The following is a 21,929-nucleotide window of genomic DNA, read 5'->3' as shown; positions in this document are numbered from 1 at the left end:
GCTGGGCGGCGCGCTCGTGCTGCTGGCTGTCGGGTGGGCGCTCGCCGCGGCCGCGCGTGCGCGTGCGGCCGCCCAGGGCGGCGGATCGTGAGCGCGCGCGGGCGGCGACGAATGCTCGGCGGAGTCGCCGGCACCCTGCTGCTGATCGGGGTCGGCCTCACGCCACCCGCACAGGTGACGGACGCGGCCTTCACCGATCGCGAGTACTCCACCGCGACGTTCGGCGCCTTCACCGTTCCGGTGCCGACGATCACCTCGTGCACCACGGTGAACAACGGCCTCGGGATCTTCCAGAGCGTGACGCTCGTATGGACTTCTCCCTACCCCGCCACGGGGGTGAGCCTGACCCTGACGCAGGGGGCGACGACCGCGACGGTCCCCGCCGCGAACATCACGACCACCGGCCCGGCGGCCGGCGGCGTCTACACCCACACGGCGGTGCTCACTCAGGGCCTGCTGGCGAGCCTGCTGACGAATCTGCTGGGCAGCACCACGACCATGACGGCGCGCAACCTCCTCGTCGGCACGACCTGGGTATCGGCCGGGGCGACTCGACAGCTCGCGGTCGGTGCGCTGGGCGTCGGCTCCAGCTGCACCTGAGGCGCACGAGGATGCTCGCGCGCCAGGATGCTCGCGCGCCAGGATGCTCGTGCGGGAGGGGCGTCAGTCGGCGAGCGCCAGCGCGCGGAAGGCGTCGCGCTCGCGCAGGTGCTCACGACGGCTGGCGGCGGCGGCGGCCGCGGCTTCGGCGATCCGGGGCGGCACCTGCATGCCGGTGGTCCGTCGGTAGAGCTCGTCGATGAGGTCGGTGGCGAGACCGACGAGCTTCGCGATCTCGCGGTCGTCGCGGTCGATCCAGACGCACCGCGGCTCGTCGTGGATCGGAGCGAAGTCGACGTGCTCCTCCCAGACGAAGAGCGTGCGCTCGGCGCCGAGCACGTGCTGCTGCCACCAGATCTGGCGCAGGTACGTGCGGGGGATGCCGCGGAAGGCCTTGTTGGTCGTCTTGATCTCGGCGAGCTCGATGCGGCCGTCGGCATCGACGGCGATGCCGTCGGGGGTCGCCAGATGGCGGTGCTCGACCTCGGCGCGGAACAGGGCCGACGAGGGGAGGATGCCGTGCGTCGCCGCCACCCACGCGGCGATCTCGGGCTCTCGGCGTCGGCCGTGATCGGTGTAGGCGTTGCCGCCGAAGCGGGGGCCGCCGCCGAGCTTGGAGTCGGCAGCGCGGGTGATCGAACGCTCGCTGGTGAGTCCTGCGACATCCGTCGCGGTGATGCCGCGCGAGCGGGCTCGCATCCAGGCCACACGGTCACGGGAGTCCGCGACGATGCGTGCGCGGAGTTCGGGAGTCACCTCTCGACCCTAACCCCGCCCGGGGACTCTGCGTCCCTTCACACGCCGCTCCGCCGCAGGTGCGGTGGTCAGGCGGGGGTGGGCCAGTCGGCGGGGCCGGACGACCCCGCCGGGTACTCGTCGAGCGGCACCTCGTCGCGCCGCCACGCGTCGAGGATGGGGGCGACGATCCGCCAGCACTCCTCGGCGGCGTCGCCGCGGACGGCGAGCAGCGGGTCGCCGTCGAGGACCCCCGACAGCACCTCGGCATAGGCCTTGAGAGCGCCCTCGCCGAGTTCGGCCGACAGGGCGGCGCGCTCCAGCTCGAACGGGTCGTCCGCCGCGTTGAGATTCAGCTCGAGGGAGATCCGATCGGGGCCGAGCGAGAACCGCAGCACGGCTCCGTCGGACGAACCGGTGAGCCCGGTCGGCAGATGCCGCACGGGCCGGAAGCGCACGACGATCTCGGTCGCCGGCGTGCCGAGTGCCTTGCCGGATCGCAGCCGGAACGGCGTTCCCGCCCAGCGGGCGTTGCGCACCTCGAAGGTCGCCTCCGCCAGAGTCTCCGTGCGGCGGTCGGCATCCACCCCCGGTTCGTCGACGTAGGAGGGCTTCTGCGCACCGCCGACCGATCCCGCGGTGTACCGGGCCCGACGCGAGGAGGCCACCGGGTCGTCGTCCCACACGGTGGTGGCGCGGAGGACGGCGCTCGTCGCGGCGCGGAAGTCGACCTCGTCGAGCGTGGCGGGCTCCTCCATAGCGAGCACCGCGAGCACCTGCAGGAGGTGACTCTGGATCATGTCGACCAGCGCTCCGGCCGCGTCGTAGTAGCCGGCGCGCCCCTCGAGCGCGAGCGCCTCGTCGTACACGATGTCGACGGATGCGATGCTGTCGGCCGACCACAGCGGCTCCAGGATGCGGTTCGCGAAGCGCGCACCGAGCAGGTTGAGCGTGGTCGAGCGTCCGAGGAAGTGGTCGACCCGATAGATCTGTCCCTCGGGGACCAGGGCGGTGAGGGTGCGGTTGAGGGCGCGGGCACTCGCCTCATCGGTGCCGAAGGGCTTCTCCATGACGAGCATCGCCCCCTCCGGCAGCATCTCGGAGGTGAGGGCGCCGATGGAGGCCTCGGCCACCGACGGCGGCACGGCGAAGTAGAGGGCGACCTGTCCGGTGCAGCCCTCGAGCAGCGCGCGCAGGTCATCCGCCTCGGTGATGTCGGTGCGTACGTAGGTCACGTCGACGCGGGAAGCGGCGTCTGCGGCATCCATCGAGGCGAAGGCCTTCTTCACCACCGTCTCGAGGTCGGCGTCGGTCCAGTCCGCGCGGTCGGCCCCCACGATGCGCACCGCACGGGACGGCTCCCGCGTCAGCAGTTGCCCCAGTGCGGGAAGGAGGAGCCGGGAGGTGAGGTCGCCCCCGGCACCGAAGATCACGAGCGTCGTCGCAGCGGCCATGGTCCCACCGTAACCGGTCCGACCCACAGACTGTCGTGCCAGAATCGGGCGATGCCCGCTCCCATCGAGGACTATGCCCTGCTCAGCGACTGCCGCACCGGCGCGCTCGTCTCGCGCGAGGGCAGCATCGACTGGCTCGGTCTGCCCCGGTTCGACGCCCCCTCGCTGTTCGGGGCGCTGCTGGGCGAGCCGCGCAACGGATGCTGGGGCCTGCGCCCCACCGAGGCGACGGCCACCTCGCAGCGTCACTACGTCTCGGACACGTTCCTCCTCGTGACCCGGTGGGAGACGGCCGACGGCGTCGCCGAGGTGCAGGAGTTCATGCCCCTGCATCCGACGCGCAGCGACGTGGTGCGACGGATCGTCGGCATCGCAGGTCGGGTCGAGTTCGCCACCGAGCTCCGGCTGCACTTCGACTATTCGCGTCGGCTGCCCTGGGTGCGGCAGGTGGGATCGGTCGAGGACCCCGCGCTCCACGCGACTGCGGGACCGGAGGCGGTGATCGTCCGCGGGGTGCGTCTCGTCGCCGAGGATCATGTGCACAGGGCGACGTTCACGGTCGCGGCCGACGAGGTCGTCGACCTCACGCTCAGCTGGTTCCCCTCGCACGAGCATCCGCCGAAGCCGCTCGATGTCGACGAGGCGATGGCCGCCACGCGGTCCTGGTGGCAGGGATGGGCGAGCGGCATCGAGCACGAGGGTCCGTATCGCGACGAGGTCGTCCGCTCGCTGCTCGTGCTGCGGGCGCTGACGAACAAGGACACCGGGGGCATCGTCGCCGCGGCCACCACATCGCTTCCCGAGGAGTTCGGCGGCGCGCGCAACTGGGACTACCGCTTCGTCTGGCTGCGGGATGCCGCGCTGACGCTCGAGGCCCTCATCGCGCACGGGTTCCTCACCGAGGCGCACCACTGGCGGCGATGGCTGCTGCGCGCTGTCGCGGGGGAGCCGAGCGAGGTGCAGATCATGTACGGGATCGCCGGGGAGAGGGACCTCGTCGAGCGCGAGCTGTCGAGCCTGCCCGGATACGACGGCGCGGCGCCGGTGCGCATCGGCAACGGCGCGGTCGACCAGTACCAGGGCGATGTGATCGGCGAGGTGCTGGTCGCGCTCGAGTGCGCGCGGATCGCGGGTCTCGAGGAGGGCGACTTCTCATGGCCGCTGCAGCGCGCCCTCATCGAGCAGGTGATCGCCTCGATCTCGCGCCGCGACAACGGCATCTGGGAGATCCGCGGCGAACCGCAGTGGTTCACCCATTCCCGGGTCATGATGTGGGCGGCTCTCGACCGCGGCGTCCGCGCCGTGCAGGAACAGGGCCTTACCGGTGATGCCGGTCGATGGGCCGAGGTGCGCGACGGGCTGCGTCGCGAGATCGACGAGCGCGGGGTGGACGCCGAGCACGGGTACTTCACGCAGCACTACGGGTCCACCGAGGTCGACGCGTCCCTGCTCGTGCTCCCGCAGGTCGGGTACTGCGCGCCGGATGACCCGCGGATGCTGCGCACCGTGGAGCAGATCGAGAGCACGCTGCTCACCGACGGGTTCGTCCGCCGCTACCGCACCGAATCGGGTGTCGACGGGCTGGAGGGGGGAGAGCATCCCTTCATCGCCTGCAGCTTCTGGCTCGTCGAGCAGTACGCGAGCAGCGATCGCCCGGGCGACGCCCGAGACCTCATGGAGCGGCTGGTCGCGATGGCGAACGATCTCGGTCTGCTGTCGGAGGAGTACGACGTCGCGAACGCGCGGCAGGCGGGCAACACTCCGCAGGCGCTCTCCCACCTGAGCCTCATCCGTGCGGCGGACGCCCTCGCCGGGCACGGCGGGCGTTCTGCCCATCGACGCTGATCCTCCTGATTTGGGGAGGCGGCGGGGGTGGGGTACAGTGGGATCAACCGAAGACCGCTGGTCATCGTCGAGCGTGTGAACGCGAGTCGATCGAAGCTCTGCTCAGCAGGGGCCCGCGCAGGACACGAACTTCTCAAAGCTCCGTGCGCTTGCGCCGGAGCTTTTCTGTTGCATGCGGTCGGAGTCGGCGCCCCACCACCGTGCGGCGCCTCGTACACACCAAGGAGTGACCATGGCGCAGAAGGATGCATCGGTCGCCGAGCTCACGAAGTCATTCGAGAACTCGTCCGCCGTTCTGCTGACCGAGTACCGCGGTCTGACGGTTGCCCAGCTCAAGGAGCTGCGCAACAGCATCCGTCAGGACGCTGAGTACGCCGTGGTGAAGAACACGCTGACCAAGATCGCCGCCAACAAGGCTGGCATCACCGCGCTGGACGACGACCTCAAGGGTCCGTCGGCCGTCGCGTTCGTGCACGGTGACTTCGTCGCCACTGCCAAGGCTCTTCGTGACTTCGCCAAGGCCAACCCGCTTCTCGTGATCAAGGCCGGCATCTTCGAGGGCAACGCCCTCTCTGCCGACGAGGTCAACAAGTACGCCGCGCTCGAGAGCCGTGAGGCTCTGCTGGCGAAGGCTGCGGGCATGATGAAGGCGACGATGGGCAAGGCTGCCGCGACCATCGACGCGCTTCGCGAAAAGCTGGAGACCGCAGAGGCCGCGTAAGCGTCCGGCGATCTCGTCTACAAACCCCATCTATCTAGGAGATACATCATGGCTAAGCTCACCACTGAGGAGCTGCTCGAGCAGTTCGCCGGCCTGACCCTCGTCGAGCTCAACGACTTCGTGAAGGCGTTCGAGGAGAAGTTCGAGGTCACCGCTGCTGCACCCGTCGCCGTTGCCGGCGCTGGTGGAGGGGCCGCAGAAGAGGTCGAGGAGAAGGATTCCTTCGACGTCATCCTCGAGTCTGCCGGCGACAAGAAGATCCAGGTCATCAAGACCGTCCGCGAGCTCACCTCGCTCGGTCTCGGCGAGGCCAAGGCCGTCGTCGACGGTGCTCCCAAGGCCGTGCTCGAGGGCGCGAACAAGGAAGCAGCCGAGAAGGCCAAGGAGGCCCTCGAGGCCGCCGGCGCCACCGTCACCCTCAAGTAATCCGCTCCGGGTCGCGGCTTCTGCGCCGCGACCCGGATGGATTCTTCATGAAAGCCCCGGGTCGCCCCGGGGCTTTCGTGCGTCCGGGGCGTGCGCCTCAGCGTCGGCTGGCGGTGGAGCTGCGCACGACCAGGGCGGATGCCGTCACGGTGCGTTCCCGGGGTGCATCCGGATGATCGATCTGCCGCTGCAGCAGCCGCACCGCCTCGTGCCCCTGCTCGCGGGGCGACTGCTTGATGGTGGTGAGGGCGAACATCTCGGCGTGCTGGTGGTCGTCGACGCCGACGATGCTGAGCTCTGTGGGTACCGCGATGCCCAGGCGCCGCGCGCCGATCATGGCCCCGATCGCGGTCTCGTCGCACACCCCCACGATCGCGGTCGGGCGTCCCCGACGGTCGCCGAGCAGCTCGACGGCGGCCGCGTACCCGCCGGGCATGGTCGGCGGTGAATCCGCGATCCGCGCGATCGACTCGAGGCCGGCGGCGGCCAGGGCCTCGAGATACCCCTCGACGCGCTGGGCGTCGCCGAAGCTGAGGTCGTCGGATTCGCTCGCGCCGCCGACGAAGGCGATGTCGGAGTGTCCCAGCTCGATCAGGTGCTCGGTGGCGATGCGCGCCGCGCCCACGTCGTCGATCGACACGGCACTGGACCCCTCGCTGTAGGGGCCGACGCTGACGAGGGGGCGGTCCGATCGGCGCAGCCGATCGAGTTCATGGGCGCTCGGCTGGATGCCGACAGCGATGATGCCGTCGAAGCGGCGCCCCGGCAGCACGGAGTCGAACAGCCGCTCCCTGGTCGCGGTGCCCTCCGGCATCCCGTACAGGGCGAGCTCGTAGTCGAGCGCGAACAGCGACTCCTGGATGCCGGCGAGCAGCTCGGAGAAGAACCAGCGGTCGACCGGCGGTGTGATCACGCCCACGGTCTGCGTGCGCCCGGTGGCGAGGCTGGTCGCCGAGGGGTGCGCGACGTAGGCGAGTGCGGCGGCGGCCTCGGCGACCCGGCGGCGCGTGTCGTCCGACACGTAGCCGCGGCCGCTGAGCGCGCGACTGGCCGTCGCCTTCGATACGCCCGCACGCGCCGCGACGTCCGCGATCGTGCTCATGTGGTCCTCCTCGACCATGCGGCGGCCATCGGCCCCTCCGCCGCCGTTGTCAGCGTAACGGCTGACCCCGTAAAAGGGAACCGGTTCCAGGTCGCTATGGAGGGAGCGCTCCCACGCGAGGCTCCGCGCGCGGGCGAATGGTTGCGAGCTTGTGATGTTCTCGTGTTGTGTCCGGTTGTCGCGCCCCGGTAGGTTGGCCTGGAATCGGTTCCCGATTCCGCGCCAGGGGCGGCGCGGAATCAGCTCGGGACCGTGAAACTCGAAGAGGAGAATTCACATGGGTCTGTCACAGCGTTCTCGGCGTTACGCGCCAATCGCTCTGCTCGGAGTCGCAGGCATCGCGCTCGCCGGTTGTGGTGCTCCCGGCGGTGCGGCCGGCGGTGGCGGAGGGGGCGGCGGCGACAACACCGTCACCATCTACGGAACGATCGTCGAGGGTGAGGCGGAACTCCTCGCGCAGTCGTGGGCGGACTTCGAGAAGGAGAACGACATCACGATCAAGTACGAGGGAAGCCAGGACTTCGAGACGCAGCTCGGCACCCGCGCACAGGGTGGGAACCCGCCGGACATCGCGATCTTCCCGCAGCCGGGTCTGTTCGCGGACTACGCGTCGCGCGACCTGCTGAAGCCGGCTCCGGATGCCGTCAAGAAGAACGCCGAAGAGGGGTGGACCCAGGGCTGGATCGACTTCGGCACCTACGACGGCACCTTCTACGGCGCTCCGCTGATGGCGAGCGTCAAGGGATGGATCTGGTACTCGCCCACCAAGTTCGCCGAGTGGGGCGTCGAAGAGCCCACGACCTGGGACGAGCTGATGACGCTCACCCAGACGATCAAGGACAAGAGCGGCGGAGCGCCGTGGTGCGCCGGCTTCGAGTCGGGCGTCGCGACCGGCTGGCCCGGCACCGACTGGATCGAAGACCTCGTGCTCCGCAACGCGGGCCCCGACGTCTACGACCAGTGGGTCAAGAACGAGATCCCGTTCACCGACCCGCAGATCAAGGACGCCTTCGACACGGCCGGCGAGATCCTGCTCAACCCGGAGTACGTCAACGCCAGCTTCGGTGACGTGCGTTCGATCAACTCGACCGCCTTCGGCGACGTGGCGGGCAAGGTCGCCAGCGGCGAGTGCGCGCTGACCCACCAGGCGTCGTTCCTCTCGGGCTTCTTCCCCGAGGGCACCAACTTCGCCGAGGACGGCGACGTTTGGGCGTTCCTGACGCCGAGCTCGAGCCCGGACGAGACGCTCATCACCGGTGGTGGCGAGATCGTCGGCGCGTTCAGCGACGACGAGGCGACGCAGAAGGTGCTGGAGTACCTGTCCAGCCCCGAGTGGGCGGACAGCCGCCTCGCCCTCGGCGGCGTGACCTCGGCAAACAAGGGTGTCAACCTCGACGTGGTCGAGGACCCGATCCTGCAGGAGTCGATCAAGCTCCTCCAGGACGACTCGGTGACGTTCCGCTTCGACGGATCCGACCAGATGCCGGGTGCGGTCGGTTCGGGAACGTTCTGGAAGGGGATCGTAGCCTGGGTCAACGGCACCTCCACGGATGATGTCCTGACGCAGATCCAGACCGGCTGGCCCTCCAGCTGATCGGATGAGGAGGGCCGCCCCGAGGGGCGGCCCTCCTTCTCACACCCGGCCTGAGCGGTGTCGCTCGGGCCGCTCGATCTGCTCCGTCTCTGCAAAGGGGAATCCGTGAACGCGACTGTGTTCTTCCAATGGATCGGCACGTTGCCGCCGATCCTCCAGGCCGTCGCCGTGGTCATCGCCTTCGCGGTGGTCGTGGTGGTCATCCTGCTTCTCGTCGACATCGCCCCCCGCAAGGGAGCGCTCTACACCGGCATCCGCCTCGCGATGTGCCTGCTCATCCCGCTCGCGGTGATGTTCTTCTTCAACTCCTACTACTGGGCGATGGGAGTCGCCGTCGCCGTCGGCGCACTGTTCTTCTTCCTCGACTACCGCTCCCGCGACGGCGCGGGATACCTGATCCAGCTGGTCGCGTTCATGGCACCGGCGATGCTGCTGCTGCTGGCGGGCCTGATCCTGCCGTCGATCCAGACGGTCTACGCGTCGTTCTGGAACTCGACGGGCAGTGACTTCGTCGGCTTCTCGAACTACCTCTGGATCTTCACCCAGTCCGACGGCGTCTCGTCGGTCGTCAACACGATCGTCTGGGTGCTGCTCGTCCCGACGCTCTCCACCCTCATCGGCCTCGCCTACGCCGTCTTCATCGACAAGACCCGCGGCGAGAAGGTCTACAAGCTGCTGGTGTTCATGCCGATGGCGATCTCGTTCGTCGGCGCCAGCATCATCTGGCGCTTCGTCTACGCCTACCGCGGCGGCGAGTTCGAGCAGATCGGTCTCCTCAACCAGATCCTGGTCTGGTTCGGCGGCGAGCCGCAGCAGTTCCTGCTGAACGGACCCTGGAACAACCTCGCTCTCATCGTGGTGCTGATCTGGGTGCAGACCGGTTTCGCGATGGTCGTGCTGTCGGCGTCCATCAAGGGCGTGCCGCAGGAGCTGCTCGAAGCGGCCGAGCTCGACGGCGCGAACGCCTGGGAGCGCTTCTGGTCGGTCACGATCCCGTCGATCCGACCGGCACTCATCGTCGTGCTGACCACGATCTCGATCGCCTCGCTGAAGGTCTTCGACATCGTGCGCACCATGACCGGTGGAAACTACGGCACGTCGGTGCTCGCGAACGAGATGTACACCCAGTTCTCGAAGTTCGAGGCGGGACGCAGCGCTGCGCTCTCCGTCATCCTGTTCATCCTGGTGCTGCCGATCGTCATCTACAACGCGCGCCAGATCAAGAAGCAGCGGGAGATCCGATGACCGACACAGTGAAGTCAGAGACCCCCGCCAGCACGAGGGCGATCACCACCGGGGGCAGGTTCGAAGCCTCGGCCGGACGAGCGCGCAAGCGTCTCAGCCGACCCTGGGCGACCGTCGCATCGATCGTCATCGCCGTCCTCTGGACGATCCCGACGGTCGGCCTGTTCATATCGTCGTTCCGCGAACGCGAGGCGATCGAGACAACCGGCTGGTGGACCTTCTTCACCAACCCGCAGCTGACCCTGGACAACTACGCGGCCGTGCTGCAGTCCGGCACCACACAGCTGACGATCCTGGAGTCCTTCTTCAACTCGATCGTGATCACCATCCCGGCCACGATCATCCCGCTGATGATCGCGGCCATGGCGGCGTACGCCTTCTCGTGGATCGAGTTCAAGGGACGCAACGCGCTGTTCATCTTCGTGTTCGCCCTCCAGATCGTGCCGATCCAGATGGCGCTGGTCCCGCTGCTGTCGTCGTTCTCGCGGGGCATCAACCTCTTCGGGGTGCAGGTGACGCTGGGGCTCGATGTCGCGGGCGGGTATGCGCAGGTCTGGTTCGCCCACACCATGTTCGCGCTGCCCCTGGCGATCTATCTGCTGCACAACTTCATGTCGGAGATCCCGGGCGAGATCATCGAGGCCGCGCGCGTCGACGGTGCATCGCGCGGACAGATCTTCTTCCGCGTGGTGCTGCCGCTCACGATGCCGGCGATCGCGTCGGTCGCGATCTTCCAGTTCCTCTGGGTCTGGAACGACCTGATCGTCGCCCTGGTGTTCGCCGACGGCGCCGCCTCGCCGATCACGAAGGTGCTCGCCGAGATCACCGGTCGCGGCGAGGGCTGGTACCTGCTCACCGCCGGGGCGTTCGTGTCGATCATCGTTCCGCTGATCGTGTTCTTCTCGCTGCAGCGGTTCTTCGTCCGCGGACTCCTGGCCGGGTCCACGAAGGGCTGATTCCGGCAGGTTACGGAAGCGGATGACACGATGCCGCGATCGGGTGACATACAGTCCCGGTCGCGGCATCGTCGCACGTACGCTGTGAACATGAAGTACGCAGACTCCATCGTCGACCTCGTCGGCGACACGCCCCTCGTGAAGCTCCGGCATGTCACCGAGGGCGTGGAGTGCACCGTGCTCGTGAAGCTCGAGTACCTGAACCCGGGAGGGTCGGCGAAGGACCGCATCGCCTCGCGCATCATCGACGCGGCCGAGGCCTCGGGAGAACTGAAGCCCGGCGGCACGATCGTCGAGCCGACGAGCGGCAACACCGGCGTGGGCCTCGCCCTCGTGGCGCAGCAGCGCGGCTACACCTGCGTCTTCGTGCTGCCCGACAAGGTCGGCGAGGACAAGATCGACGTGCTGCGCGCCTACGGCGCGCAGGTCGTCGTCACCCCCACGTCGGTCGCCGCCGACAGCCCGGAGTCGTATTACAGCGTGAGCGATCGACTCGCCCGCGAGATCCCCGGCGCCTTCAAGCCCAATCAGTACGAGAACCCGAACGGCCCCCGCAGCCACTACGAGACCACGGGCCCCGAGATCTGGCGCGACACCGACGGGCGGATCACGCACTTCGTCGCCGGCGTCGGCACTGGGGGCACCATCACCGGCACCGGCCGCTACCTGCGCGAGGTGTCGGACGACCGCGTGCGCATCGTGGGCATCGACCCCGAGGGCAGCGTGTACAGCGGGGGGACGGGACGCCCGTACCTGGTCGAGGGCGTGGGCGAGGACATCTGGCCCGGCGCCTACGATCCGAGTGTGCCCCATGAGATCGTCGCGGTCGGCGACGCCGAATCGTTCGCGATGACCCGGCGGCTCGCCCGCGAGGAGGGGATCCTCGTCGGAGGATCCAGCGGGATGGCCGTCGTCGGAGCGCTGCGGATCGCACGCGAGCTGCCGGCCGACGCGATCATGGTGGTGCTGCTGCCCGACGGCGGGCGCGGCTACCTCGGCAAGATCTTCAACGACGGCTGGATGCGGTCGTACGGCTTCAGCGAGGTGGAGGAGGGGGAGACCGTCGCCGACGTGCTGGCGACCCGTTCCTCCCGGCGCGGCGAGGGGATCCCCGACCTCGTGCACGCGCATCCCACCGACACGGTGCTCGAGGCCATCGGCATGATGACCGAGTACGACGTGTCGCAGCTCGTGGTGCTGAGCGCCGAGCCGCCCGTCATGATGGGCGAGGTCGTCGGCACGGTCGACGAGAAGGGGCTGCTCGACCTGCTGTTCCGCGGAGACGCGAAGCCGGCCGACGCGGTCGGCCAGCACGTGGGGGAGAGGCTGCCGCTCATCGGCATCCACGCGCCCCTCGCGCAGGCGCGTGCCGCGCTCGCCGATGTCGACGCGCTGCTGGTGACCGCCGACGGCAAGCCCCACACCGTGCTCACCCGCCAGGATCTGCTCTCGTACATCTCGCGGTGAGTCGCGGGCGACCCCGGGCGTAACAGGAGCGGATGCCGTCACCCGGCCGGACGTAGGGTGGAGGGCATGTCAGAGCATGCCTTCGCCACCCGAGCCATCCACGCAGGTCAGGCGCCCGACCCCACCACCGGGTCGATCATCCCGCCCATCTACCAGGCCTCCACCCATGTGCAGGACGGCATCGGCGGGTTCCGCGGCGGCTACGAGTACAACCGTGCGGGCAACCCCACCCGCTCATCGCTCGAGACGCAGCTCGCCGCCCTCGAGGGCGGAACGACCGCGCTGTCGTTCGCCTCGGGGCTCGCGGCCGAGGACGCGCTGCTGCGCGGCATCCTCAGGCCCGGGGACCACGTCGTTCTCGGCAACGACGTCTACGGCGGCACATATCGCCTGTTCACGCGGGTGTTCGCGAACTGGGGCGTCGAGACGACGACGGTGGAGATGTCCGACGCCGATGAGCTGCGTGCGGCGATCCGCCCGGAGACGAAGATCGTCTGGGTCGAGACGCCCAGCAACCCGCTGCTCAAGATCGTCGACATCGCGGCCGTCTCCGAGATCGCGCACGCGGCCGGTGCGATCGCCGTCGTCGACAACACCTTCGCCTCGCCGGCGCTGCAGCAGCCGCTCTCGCTCGGTGCGGATCTGGTCGTGCACTCCACCACGAAGTATCTCGGCGGGCATTCCGACGTCCTCGGCGGAGCGGTGGTGTTCGGCGACGACCGCTTCGTCGAGCAGGTCACGTTCCAGCAGTTCGCCGTCGGCGCGGTGTCGGCGCCCTTCGACGCCTGGCTCACGACGCGCGGCATCAAGACGCTCGCGGTGCGCGTGCGACAGCACTCCGAGAACGCGCAGGCGATCGCCGAGTGGGCGACCGGACGCTCGGAGTTCGCGACCGTCTACTACCCGGGACTCGACTCGCATCCCGGCCATGACATCGCGGCGGCCCAGATGAGCCGGTTCGGCGGGATGCTGTCGCTCGGCCTCTCGGCCGGAGCCGGCGCGGCGAAGGCGTTCGCCGAGTCGACCGAGCTCTTCCAGCTCGCGGAATCGCTCGGCGGCGTCGAGTCGCTGATCGGGTATCCGCCGGACATGACGCACGCCTCGGTGCGCGGCACCGCTCTCGCCGTGCCGGAGAACGTCGTCAGGCTGTCGGTGGGGATCGAGGGCGTCGACGACCTCATCGCCGATCTCGAGCAGGGCCTCGCCCGACTCTGAGGTCGACCGGTCGGCGGCACGCGCCGCCCCATATCTGCAGGTCCCGAAGACGGATGCAGGCGGGAACCCCCGGGGTTTTCGCCCTGCATCCGTCTTCTCGGCATGCGGATGCGCGCGAGCGGGGAGGTAGCATGGAGGCTCGCCCGGATCGAATCGTTTCGAGATTCCTCGACGATCCGACCGCCCTGCGACTCGATCCCCTCCCCTCGACATCCCGGAAGGACCGTCGTGCCCGACGCTCCACGCACAGACTCCATTCCCACGACGCCCGACGTCGAGCGGACTGCCACCGGTAGCATCCGCGTCCCGTCCGCCACCGGCGCGATCCGCACGCTGGGCTCGAATCCCGCCACCGCACCGATCATGCTGCACCCCGGCGACTCGCTCTCGAACGGTCGTCGCGCGCTGTACATCGTGCTGCTCGGCGCACTCACCGCTCTCGGTCCGTTCACGATCGACCTGTACCTGCCCGCGTTCCCCGTGCTCGAGCAGGACTTCGAGACCACCGCGGCGGCGATCCAGCTCACCCTCACCGGGACGATGATCGGCTTCGCGCTCGGTCAGCTCGTGGTCGGACCGCTGAGCGACAAGGTCGGTCGGCGGGTGCCGCTGATCGCCGTGACGGCGCTGCACGTGCTCGCGAGCGCCGCAGCCGCCTACGCCCCCACTCTTCCGCTGCTCAGCGGCGCCCGCGTGCTGATGGGCGTGGGTGCCGCGGCCGGCGGCGTCGTCGCCATGGCGATCGTGCGCGACCTGTTCGGCGGGCGTCGTCTGGTCGTGATGCTCTCGCGGCTCGCCCTCGTCTCAGGGGTCGCCCCGGTCGCCGCGCCGCTGATCGGCTCGTGGCTGCTCACGCTCATGCCCTGGCGCGGGATCTTCGTCGTGCTCGCGCTCTACGGCGTGGTGATGCTCGTCTCGACCGCGCTGTTCGTGCCCGAGACGCTGCCGGCCGCCCGGCGTCAGGAGAAGGGCGGCGCCACGGTGCTGCAGCGCTACCGCTCGGTGTTCTCCGACCGCGTCTTCATCGGCGTGCTCATCATCGGCGGCATGACCTTCTCGGGGCTGTTCTCGTACCTGTCCGCGTCGCCGTTCCTGTTCCAGCAGACGCACGGTCTCGACGCGCAGCAGTACGGGCTCCTCTTCGCGGTGAACTCGCTGGGCGTCGTCGCCGGTGTGCAGACCGCCTCGCGGCTCGCCGCGCGGTTCGGTCCGCAGTGGGTGATGGCCTACTCGACCGCCGTGCTGCTGATCGCGGGCGCGGCGATCATCGTCACCGATCAGCTCGGCCTCGGGCTGTGGGGCACGGTCATCCCGCTCTTCGCCTTCATGACCGCCTGCGGATTCACCTTCCCGAACGTGCAGGTGCTGGCCCTCGACCGGCACGGCAAGGCGGCGGGCACCGCGGCCTCGGTGATCGGGGCCACCAACTTCGGTGTCGCGGGGCTCATCTCCCCGATCGTGGGGTGGATCTCGCAGGGTGCGGGGATCACCGCCACCACGATGGCCTCGGTCATGGTCGGCTGCGCGGCGATCGGCGTGCTGTCGCTGTGGCTCATCGTGCGTCCGCGCACCGTGGGGATGCTCGCCCCCTGACCGCTCGGCGCCAGACGACTCGGCCCAGCGTCCCGAACGCCCAGGCTCCGACCGGCAGAATGGTCGGATGAGAACACGTGCGCTGCTGTGGTGGGGAATCGGGATGCTCGCTGCGGCGACGCTCCTCGGGGCGGCCATCGTCTTCGGGTACACCGAGCCGCCCGGGTTCGACGTCTGGTGGAACCGGGAGGTCGTCGAGAACCGCGCCGACTGGATGCTGTCGTTCGCCCTGACCCTCGATCACATCGGCGGCGGCTGGGTGGCGATCCTCGTCGTGCCGCTGCTCGTGATCCTCGCGCTGCTCATCGCGCGGCGATGGCAGGCGGCCGTCTTCGCCGCCATCGCCTTCCTCGCGAGCGCGGGAGCCGTGCAGCTGCTCAAGCAGCTCTTCGGTCGCGCCCGCCCGGAGGACATGATCGTCGCGAGCGACTTCGGGTCCTTCCCGTCGGGGCACACCGCGAACGCGGCGACGATCGCCGTGGTGCTCTGGCTGGTGTTCCCGCGTCTGTGGACGGCGATCCTCGGGATCGCCTGGATCGTCCTGATGGCGATCTCGCGCACGCTGCTGTCGGTGCACTGGGCGACCGACACGCTGGGCGGAGCGCTGCTCGGGGCCGGTGTCGTCCTGGTGCTCGGCGCGCTGCTCCTGCCGTGGGTGCGGCGGGACTCGCGGCGAGAGCCGGGGCCCGCGCCGATAGGCTGAGCGCACACCCCATCTCATCGAGGAGCCGTCGTGTCCCGCATCCGTCCGTACCGTCCGTCCGACCGCGCCGCACTGTACGAGATCTGCACGAGGACCGCGGATGCCGGCGCCGACGCCACGGGCATCCTCTCGGACGACGCGCTCTGGGGTGACCTCTTCGCCGTGCCCTACGTGGAGCGGCATCCGGATCTCGCATGGGTGGTCGAGGCCGATGACGGCCGGGCGATCGGGTACATCGTCGCGACCGACGATACCGAGGCGTTCGCGACCTGGTTCCGTGACGAGTGGTGGCCGGCCCTGCAGGGGCGCTACCCCCGCGCCGAGACCCCGACGACCCGCGAGGAGCGGATGATCGAGCACGGCTACACCCAGGCGCCCGGACGCGACGCCCACTCCGCGGAGTACCCCGCGCACCTGCACATCGACCTGCTTCCGGAGACGCAGGGGCAGGGACTCGGTCGGCAGCTGATCCGGACCCTGTTCGCCGAGCTCACCCGGCGCGGGGTGCGCGGACTGCACCTGGGCATGGACCCGAACAACACCGGCGCCGCGGCGTTCTACGAGCGCCTCGGCATGACGCCGTTGCCCGCGGAGGCCGGCGGCCAGAGCTACGGCGTGCGCTTCTGACCTGACCGCGGCGTGGCGGGGCGGCGGGACTCCGGTGCTCGCTGCGCTCGCTCCTCCCCGAATCCCCAACGCTCGATAAAAAGCACGAAGGGCCCCCGCTGGCGCGGAGACCCTTCGTGCTTTTTGGCGGTGACGGCGGGATTCGAACCCGCGGTTGCTTGCACAACACACGCTTTCCAAGCGTGCTCCTTCGGCCGCTCGGACACGTCACCAGGAACAACCTGAACAGTCTAGCCGATCGGACGGAGGGGCCATGACCAGGCGGGCGCGGAGGGGACGCCCACGCCTGGTCGCGGTTCGGATGTACCGGAATGCGATCGTGCGAGCCGTTGCATCCGGGCTACGCGGTTCCTATCCTCGAATGAGGACGTTATGCTGTCAGGCGTACGTGTCAGTTCATGGAAGGACCTCGATGACGACCGTCGGTTCGACACCCCTGATCAGCACCTCTGTACGCTCCGCGATGCGGGCGGCGCATGCGCGAGCCCTCGCGGAGATGGGGGCGCGCGGTCTCGGTCGCGTCAGATTCGGGTGGCGGGATCGCTCCATCGGCTCGGTCGTCGAGCACGCCGGGGCGCAGGTGTGGCTGCGGGTGGTCCGCTCCCGTCGTGCGCAGGCGGGCGGCGACTGGTGGACCGGCAATGTCGACGCGTCGACGCTCGTCGGCATCCCCAAGCCCAGGGTGCTCGACGTACGGGCCTGGGAGGATGCCTCCCTCGTCTACCGAGCAGAGCTCATGAGCCTGCTGCCGGGCCGGGCCTGCGCATCGACGGCGGTGCTCGAGCGGGTGCCGCGGCTGGGTGACTCGTGGTGGGAGGCGCTCGTCCAGAGCCTCGGCACGGTGTCACAGGCGACGACGGAGCGCAGAGTGCTCGACCCCGAGACCGTGCAGCGCCGCGTCTCGGTGTTCTTCGGCATCGATCTCGACGTCGACCCGAGCGCCTGGGTGCCCGGGCACGGAGACCTGCACTGGAACAACCTGCACTGCGATCCGTTCGCCATCGCCGACTGGGAGGCGTGGGGGCTCGCACCTCGGGGATACGACGCGGCGTTCCTGCTGGGGCATTCGCTCGGTGTGCCGCGCATCGCCGAACGGATCTCCCGCCTCTTCCGCGCCGACCTCGAGTCCGAGGGCGGTGTCGTCTCGCAGCTGTACGTGATGACGAGGCTGCTCGCCCGCGCCGACGCCGGAGAGAACGTCGCACTGGTCCCGGCCGTGCACCGCCATGTCGGCCGGCTGCTGGGTGCCAGGGCCCCGCTGCGCACGACGTAGGATCTCTGGGTGGCAACCCCCAAGATCGTCCTCTTCTACGTCTTCACCCCGATCGCCGACCCCGAGGCGATCCGGGTGTGGCAGCGAGACCTCGGAGAGGCGCTGGGGCTGCGCGGTCGACTGCTGATATCGAAGGACGGGGTCAACGGCACCCTCGGCGGCGACGTACGCGTGCTCAAGCGCTGGGCGCGGTCGTTCCGCTCGTACGCGCCGTTCGCCGACACCGACATCAAGTGGAGCGACGGCACCGGCGTCGATGCCGACGGGCGCAGCATCGACTTCCCGAAACTGAGCGTCAAGGTGCGCGAGGAGATCGTCTCGTTCGGGGCGCCGGGCGAGCTGCGGGTCGACGAGCACGGCGTCGTGGGCGGCGGTCAGCGCCTCACTCCCGACGAGCTGCACGAGCTGGTCGAGCGCCGCGGCGACGACGTCGTCTTCTTCGACGGGCGCAACGCGCTGGAAGCCCAGATCGGACGATTCCGCGGGGCCGTGGTGCCCGACACCGAGACCACCCGCGACTTCGTCCAGCTGCTCGACTCGGGCGCGTACGACGACCTCAAAGGCAAGCCGGTCGTCACCTACTGCACGGGCGGGATCCGCTGCGAGGTGCTCTCGAGTCTGATGACCGCACGGGGCTTCGGAGAGGTGTACCAGCTCGAGGGCGGCATCGTCCGCTACGGGGAGCAGTACGGCGACGACGGACTGTGGGACGGATCCCTCTACGTCTTCGACAAGCGCGGGTCGGTGGACTTCTCGCCCCACGCCGCCGTCATCGGCGAGTGCGTCGGATGCGGTGCCGCCACCCGGCGCACGGCCAACTGCCCCGATGCGTCATGCCGCACCCAGTTCGTCGTCTGCGAGGACTGCGACTCCGTGCGCTGCGAGCGCCACGCCGCCTGACGGCGTCAGGGCGTCAGCAGCGCCGGGTCGACGCGACCGCCGATGAACAGCGAACGCGGCACCAGGAATGCGCGAACGCGCGCGCCCCGGTCGACACTGTGCCGCAGACCTGCCAGCACCGTGCCGAGGGCGGCGTCGAGATCGTGCGCGGTCCGCGACGACGCACGGGCATAGTTCGCCCGCTCGACCGCGGCGACGATCGTGCGCATCGCCTCGGCATCCACCCGGTCATCCCGAATGAGGTCGTCGCCGCGCACCCGCGGAGTCTCCGCATCCGACAGCGGCAGATGCAGATCCTCCAGGGTGGCGCGCAGTTCCGCCCACGCGGCCGCCGCGTCGCCGCGTCGAGCACGCCCGCGACGTGAGGCGCGGACCGCGAGGCGGATCAGAGCCGGAAGCAGCAGCGCCACCAGCACGGCGAGCGTCGTGAGCAGCACCGGGGTGGGGTCCAGGGTGCGCAGCTGTGAGGTCGCGCCGGAGTTGTCCCCGGCATCCTGGCGCTCGATGTCGGGTCCCGAGCTGGTCTGCGCTGTCGGAGCGGTCGTCGGTGCGGGGGTCGCCGCCTCCGGAGAGCCGCCGCCCGTCGTGGCCGCCGCCGTGAACGCCGTGGGCACACCCAGAGAGGCGGTGGGCTCGAAAGGCACCCATCCGATGCCGGGGAAACGCACCTCGGGCCAGGAGTGCAGCTGATCGCTGGACACCGAATACACGGACTCGTCGCCGCGCTTCGTCTCGGTGAGCACACCGGGCAGGTACCCCACGACGATGCGCACGTCCATGTCGAGGCTCTCGGCCATCAGCGCGAACGCTCCGGCGAAGTGGATGCAGTACCCGGAGCGCACGTCGAGGAACTGCTCGACCGCGTCGGCGCCCGTGCCGTCGAAACCCTCGTCGACCGGCGTCTCGAGGGAGTAGGTGAACTCGCTGCGGAACCAGGACTGCAGATCGATCAGGCGGTCGTAGTCGTTGGTCGCACCTGCGGTGACCTCGGCGGCGGTCTCGCTGACCGCCTCGGGGATCTCGAACGCCTCGTTCTCCGGGTCCGTCGCCGCCTCGGCGGCGGGGATCGCGCGGATCTGCTCGAGCGAGGGAGAGACCTCGACCGAGCGCACCGTGTAGTCGCTGCCGACCGCATCCGCGGTGCGCGAGGCGAGGGTGCGATTGTCCGGACTCACCCTCCAGGACGCGGGGAGGCCCTGCACGTCGGTGGCGGGGTAGGGGACCGGCAGCCAGGCGCTCGACATGCGGATGACCCGGATCGACGTGTTCTCGTCGGTGGTCTCGATGTCGTCGGTCCACTCCGCGGGCCCGAATCCCTCGTCCTGGGACTGCAGGCCGCCGCGGTCCGGCTCCCACACGCGTCCGTCGAACTCGGAGAGGGTCGTGAGCCGGAGATAGGGCGCGGTGTCGGCCGTGGTCGCGACCGTCAGCACCTCGACCGGATTCGGCTGGCGCAGGTCGTCGCCGAGGCGCAGCGAGGCGTCGACGGTGACGCCGGCACCGGTACCCGCGAGACTCGCGGACACCGGGAGCAGGGGGGCCACCACGACGGTCACCGCGAGCGCGGCGACGCCCACGGCCATCCCGACCGCCACGGAGGAGCGTCGTGGGGACTCCGGGTCCTGGGCTCCCGAATACCGGAGCAGAACGAGGATCAGGATGGCCAGGGCGATGAACCACACGATGTCCACGCCGCCGAGGGTGACGATCATGGGAACCGCTCCGACGACGGCGGTCAGGAGCCCGGCGAGCACGGCTCCACGTTGCGCGACGAGCTGGTCGAGCAGCACGGCGACGAGGGCGAAGCCGGCACCCATCATGGCCTCGAGGCCGGGCGACGACGCGATCGGGGCGGCCCCGTAGACGATCTCCTCCCAGGCGGCGGACGCGAGCGTCTGGAACACGAAGACCGTCGAATCCGTCGGGATGACCCCGAGGACGGCGGTGTCGCCGGCGACCACCAGCACGATGAGCCCGGCGGCGACCACCACCTGCACGCCGATCGTGGTGAGATCGCGGACCCAGGACGCACGTCTGCGCATCGAGGTGCGCACGACCATCCCCGTGAGGGCGATCGCGACGATGACCAGGAGGACAGTGGACGCCCAGGCGCCCGGCTGGATGACAGAGGTGAACGGCCACATCGCGACGAGCCCAGCCGCCGCCGCGAGGACGGACGGCAGCACGGTGCCCGCGGGGAGCTCGTGCTCGCGACGCCACGGCAGCCGGGTCGAGCGCCGCGACCTGCGTTCAGTCCGCGACATCTGCGGCCTTCCGCGGACCGGCGTGGCTCGGTGCGGTGCGCTCGGGGAGGGCATCCGCCCATGCCTCGGCGATGTCGTCCGAGAGCTCCGCGAAGCGCCAGCCGTGCTGTCCGGCGGCCTCCGCCGCGCCGGGGAGGGCACCCGTGGCGAACAGCAGGGGCGCGGCGGCGCCGGAGGGGCGCAGGAGCGCCGCATCCTCCTCGTCCAGCTCGCCGGTGATGTACACGAGAGGGCCGGGAGGCGTGCCTCCGACGAGGGCCGCGATGTCCCGCGCGTCCCCGCGCGGAGCGACCAGCGCGAGGGAGACGAGCAGGCCGTCGCGGTCGTCCTCATGTCCGCGCAGGGTGCCGAGGAGCGTGCCGCCGCTGTCGATCACGTCGACGCCGTACCCCTCCTGCTCCAGATGCACGGCGACGGAGGCGCACATCGACACCGCCGCCTCGAAGGCGGGATCCGCCGCATCTCCCGGCCGTGCCCAGCTCCCCGCGCTGCGGTCGAGGACGACGAGCGCGTCCGGGCTCGATTCCTCCTCCTCCTGCCGCACCATCAGCTGCCCCCGATGCGCGGTCGCGCGCCAGTGGATACGACGCATCGAGTCACCGGGGATGTACCGACGCGGCGAGAGGTTGTCGCTGCCCTGGCCGAGCCTGCTCGACGAGGTCTGCGCCGTGCCGCCGGCGGCGCCCACCTTGACCGCGAGCGGGGCGAGAGCGAACACCTCGGGGACGACCGTCACGCTGCGGGTCTCACCGAAGGCCTGCTCGCGTTGGGCGAGTCCGAAGGGATCCACCGTGCGCAGCACGAAGGGGCCGACCGGCCACACGCCTCGGCGTACGCCGGTGATCGCATAGCCGAGCTGACCGGCCTCGGGCGGGTACTCGCCCGCGGCGTCGCCCGTCACCGCATCGGGCAGGACGTCTCGCCACAGTCCTCGCGGCACGCGCATCGCACGCAGCGAGACGCGCACGGTGACGCGCGAGGTCTCGGAGACGGTCAGCAGGTCGGTGGAGACCTGCCGTGCCACCGAACCGGAGCGACGGGGCAGTCGTACCGCGAGCACCGAGAACGCGGTCACGGCGAGGAAGAGCACGCCGACGTGCAGGAGGATCTGCGCGCCGACCAGGTTGGCGGCGATCAGGCATCCGAGGCCGGCGAGGAGCGCGGCCGTGCCCCGCAGCGTGAGCGTTCGACGACGAGGCATGGCGGCGG

19 protein-coding genes and 1 tRNA gene are annotated in these 21,929 nt (G+C 69.8%); 14 read left to right on the top strand and 6 right to left on the bottom strand.

Annotated features, from left to right (window positions below):
- Positions 1–87: 87 nt before the first annotated feature.
- Positions 88–600: a hypothetical protein gene (locus ABTZ43_RS07965; RefSeq protein WP_350538428.1), complete on the top strand. Its 513-nt coding sequence runs from the start codon at positions 88–90 to the stop codon at positions 598–600.
- Positions 601–663: 63 nt separating this feature from the next.
- Here the strand turns inward: ABTZ43_RS07965 and ABTZ43_RS07960 are convergent, their stop codons facing one another.
- On the bottom strand, positions 664–1,356 hold the full coding sequence (locus ABTZ43_RS07960) for a YqaJ viral recombinase family protein (RefSeq protein WP_056420138.1): 693 nt from the start codon (positions 1,354–1,356) through the stop codon (positions 664–666).
- A gap of 68 nt (positions 1,357–1,424) precedes the next feature.
- On the bottom strand, positions 1,425–2,789 hold the full coding sequence (locus tag ABTZ43_RS07955) for a glucose-6-phosphate dehydrogenase (protein ID WP_149422540.1): 1,365 nt from the start codon (positions 2,787–2,789) through the stop codon (positions 1,425–1,427).
- Between the two features lie 51 nt (positions 2,790–2,840).
- On the opposite strand from ABTZ43_RS07955, the gene ABTZ43_RS07950 reads away from it, so the two are divergent.
- The 3 genes from ABTZ43_RS07950 (at position 2,841) to rplL (ending at position 5,781) form a co-directional block, all read left to right on the top strand.
- Positions 2,841–4,634, top strand: coding sequence for a glycoside hydrolase family 15 protein (locus tag ABTZ43_RS07950; protein ID WP_350538427.1), 1,794 nt, complete (start codon positions 2,841–2,843; stop codon positions 4,632–4,634).
- A gap of 232 nt (positions 4,635–4,866) precedes the next feature.
- A complete protein-coding gene (gene rplJ / locus ABTZ43_RS07945; protein ID WP_045254248.1) occupies positions 4,867–5,355 on the top strand; it encodes a 50S ribosomal protein L10 in 489 nt (162 codons plus the stop codon).
- A 48-nt stretch (positions 5,356–5,403) separates the two neighbouring features.
- A complete protein-coding gene (rplL, locus tag ABTZ43_RS07940) occupies positions 5,404–5,781 on the top strand; it encodes a 50S ribosomal protein L7/L12 (RefSeq protein ID WP_056420148.1) in 378 nt (125 codons plus the stop codon).
- A gap of 97 nt (positions 5,782–5,878) precedes the next feature.
- Here the strand turns inward: rplL and ABTZ43_RS07935 are convergent, their stop codons facing one another.
- The gene (locus tag ABTZ43_RS07935) at positions 5,879–6,883 is read right to left on the bottom strand and encodes a LacI family DNA-binding transcriptional regulator (protein ID WP_149422542.1); all 1,005 of its coding nucleotides are present in this window, start codon (positions 6,881–6,883) and stop codon (positions 5,879–5,881) included.
- A gap of 277 nt (positions 6,884–7,160) precedes the next feature.
- On the opposite strand from ABTZ43_RS07935, the gene ABTZ43_RS07930 reads away from it, so the two are divergent.
- The 8 genes from ABTZ43_RS07930 to ABTZ43_RS07895 all read left to right on the top strand — a co-directional run bounded on the left by ABTZ43_RS07930 (position 7,161) and on the right by ABTZ43_RS07895 (position 16,283).
- Positions 7,161–8,477, top strand: a complete 1,317-nt coding sequence (locus ABTZ43_RS07930) for an ABC transporter substrate-binding protein (protein ID WP_350538426.1) — start codon at positions 7,161–7,163, stop codon at positions 8,475–8,477.
- A gap of 105 nt (positions 8,478–8,582) precedes the next feature.
- On the top strand, positions 8,583–9,722 hold the full coding sequence (locus tag ABTZ43_RS07925; protein WP_056420510.1) for a carbohydrate ABC transporter permease: 1,140 nt from the start codon (positions 8,583–8,585) through the stop codon (positions 9,720–9,722).
- Complete coding sequence (locus ABTZ43_RS07920; RefSeq protein ID WP_056420153.1) at positions 9,719–10,678, top strand: carbohydrate ABC transporter permease; 960 nt, start codon at positions 9,719–9,721, stop codon at positions 10,676–10,678. Before ABTZ43_RS07925 ends, ABTZ43_RS07920 begins: the two co-directional genes overlap by 4 nt.
- Before the next feature lie 90 nt (positions 10,679–10,768).
- A complete protein-coding gene (locus tag ABTZ43_RS07915) occupies positions 10,769–12,145 on the top strand; it encodes a cystathionine beta-synthase (protein WP_149422544.1) in 1,377 nt (458 codons plus the stop codon).
- 66 nt (positions 12,146–12,211) lie between these two features.
- On the top strand, positions 12,212–13,360 hold the full coding sequence (locus tag ABTZ43_RS07910; RefSeq protein WP_350538425.1) for a cystathionine gamma-synthase: 1,149 nt from the start codon (positions 12,212–12,214) through the stop codon (positions 13,358–13,360).
- A 228-nt stretch (positions 13,361–13,588) separates the two neighbouring features.
- On the top strand, positions 13,589–14,953 hold the full coding sequence (locus tag ABTZ43_RS07905) for a multidrug effflux MFS transporter (RefSeq protein WP_502885349.1): 1,365 nt from the start codon (positions 13,589–13,591) through the stop codon (positions 14,951–14,953).
- A gap of 67 nt (positions 14,954–15,020) precedes the next feature.
- Positions 15,021–15,656 carry a phosphatase PAP2 family protein gene (locus ABTZ43_RS07900; protein WP_350538424.1) on the top strand — a complete coding sequence of 212 codons (636 nt, stop codon included), beginning with the start codon at positions 15,021–15,023 and terminating at the stop codon, positions 15,654–15,656.
- Positions 15,657–15,686: 30 nt separating this feature from the next.
- Positions 15,687–16,283 (top strand): GNAT family N-acetyltransferase, encoded by a 597-nt coding sequence (locus ABTZ43_RS07895; RefSeq protein ID WP_350538423.1) that lies wholly within the window; start codon positions 15,687–15,689, stop codon positions 16,281–16,283.
- Positions 16,284–16,407: 124 nt separating this feature from the next.
- Here ABTZ43_RS07895 and ABTZ43_RS07890 read toward each other — a convergent pair.
- Positions 16,408–16,495: transfer RNA gene (locus ABTZ43_RS07890), tRNA-Ser, on the bottom strand.
- Positions 16,496–16,695: 200 nt separating this feature from the next.
- Here ABTZ43_RS07890 and ABTZ43_RS07885 point away from each other — a divergent pair.
- Together ABTZ43_RS07885 and trhO are read left to right on the top strand one after the other, a co-directional pair.
- On the top strand, positions 16,696–17,556 hold the full coding sequence (locus ABTZ43_RS07885) for an aminoglycoside phosphotransferase family protein (RefSeq protein WP_350538422.1): 861 nt from the start codon (positions 16,696–16,698) through the stop codon (positions 17,554–17,556).
- A gap of 9 nt (positions 17,557–17,565) precedes the next feature.
- Entirely contained in the window at positions 17,566–18,456 is an 891-nt protein-coding gene (gene trhO / locus ABTZ43_RS07880; RefSeq protein ID WP_056420165.1) for an oxygen-dependent tRNA uridine(34) hydroxylase TrhO, read from the top strand.
- Positions 18,457–18,461: 5 nt separating this feature from the next.
- On the opposite strand, the gene ABTZ43_RS07875 is transcribed toward trhO, so the two are convergent.
- Both ABTZ43_RS07875 and ABTZ43_RS07870 read right to left on the bottom strand, forming a co-directional pair.
- Entirely contained in the window at positions 18,462–20,720 is a 2,259-nt protein-coding gene (locus tag ABTZ43_RS07875) for a transglutaminase TgpA family protein (RefSeq protein WP_350538421.1), read from the bottom strand.
- Positions 20,707–21,921: a DUF58 domain-containing protein gene (locus tag ABTZ43_RS07870; protein WP_350538420.1), complete on the bottom strand. Its 1,215-nt coding sequence runs from the start codon at positions 21,919–21,921 to the stop codon at positions 20,707–20,709. The genes ABTZ43_RS07875 and ABTZ43_RS07870 overlap by 14 nt, the downstream gene beginning before the upstream one ends.
- Positions 21,922–21,929: the final 8 nt, after the last annotated feature.

Origin of the sequence: Microbacterium sp. NPDC097977, from assembly GCF_040302605.1 — a bacterium.
Taxonomy (GTDB): Bacteria; Actinomycetota; Actinomycetes; order Actinomycetales; family Microbacteriaceae; genus Microbacterium.
The sequence above is the reverse complement of the archived record's forward strand: the minus strand, read 5'-3'. Positions and strand labels throughout refer to the sequence as shown.

Excerpts from the sequence above, each read along its gene's own strand:
- ABTZ43_RS07885 (WP_350538422.1), top strand. The coding sequence starts at position 16,696 with ATGACGACCGTCGGTTCGACACCCCTGATCAGCACCTCTGTACGCTCC.
- ABTZ43_RS07950 (WP_350538427.1), top strand. The coding sequence starts at position 2,841 with ATGCCCGCTCCCATCGAGGACTATGCCCTGCTCAGCGACTGCCGCACC.
- ABTZ43_RS07920 (WP_056420153.1), top strand. The coding sequence starts at position 9,719 with ATGACCGACACAGTGAAGTCAGAGACCCCCGCCAGCACGAGGGCGATC.
- ABTZ43_RS07870 (WP_350538420.1), bottom strand. The coding sequence starts at position 21,921 with ATGCCTCGTCGTCGAACGCTCACGCTGCGGGGCACGGCCGCGCTCCTC.
- rplL (WP_056420148.1), top strand. The coding sequence starts at position 5,404 with ATGGCTAAGCTCACCACTGAGGAGCTGCTCGAGCAGTTCGCCGGCCTG.
- ABTZ43_RS07915 (WP_149422544.1), top strand. The coding sequence starts at position 10,769 with ATGAAGTACGCAGACTCCATCGTCGACCTCGTCGGCGACACGCCCCTC.
- ABTZ43_RS07875 (WP_350538421.1), bottom strand. The coding sequence starts at position 20,720 with ATGTCGCGGACTGAACGCAGGTCGCGGCGCTCGACCCGGCTGCCGTGG.
- ABTZ43_RS07930 (WP_350538426.1), top strand. The coding sequence starts at position 7,161 with ATGGGTCTGTCACAGCGTTCTCGGCGTTACGCGCCAATCGCTCTGCTC.
- rplJ (WP_045254248.1), top strand. The coding sequence starts at position 4,867 with ATGGCGCAGAAGGATGCATCGGTCGCCGAGCTCACGAAGTCATTCGAG.
- ABTZ43_RS07955 (WP_149422540.1), bottom strand. The coding sequence starts at position 2,789 with ATGGCCGCTGCGACGACGCTCGTGATCTTCGGTGCCGGGGGCGACCTC.
- ABTZ43_RS07910 (WP_350538425.1), top strand. The coding sequence starts at position 12,212 with ATGTCAGAGCATGCCTTCGCCACCCGAGCCATCCACGCAGGTCAGGCG.
- ABTZ43_RS07900 (WP_350538424.1), top strand. The coding sequence starts at position 15,021 with ATGAGAACACGTGCGCTGCTGTGGTGGGGAATCGGGATGCTCGCTGCG.
- ABTZ43_RS07935 (WP_149422542.1), bottom strand. The coding sequence starts at position 6,883 with ATGAGCACGATCGCGGACGTCGCGGCGCGTGCGGGCGTATCGAAGGCG.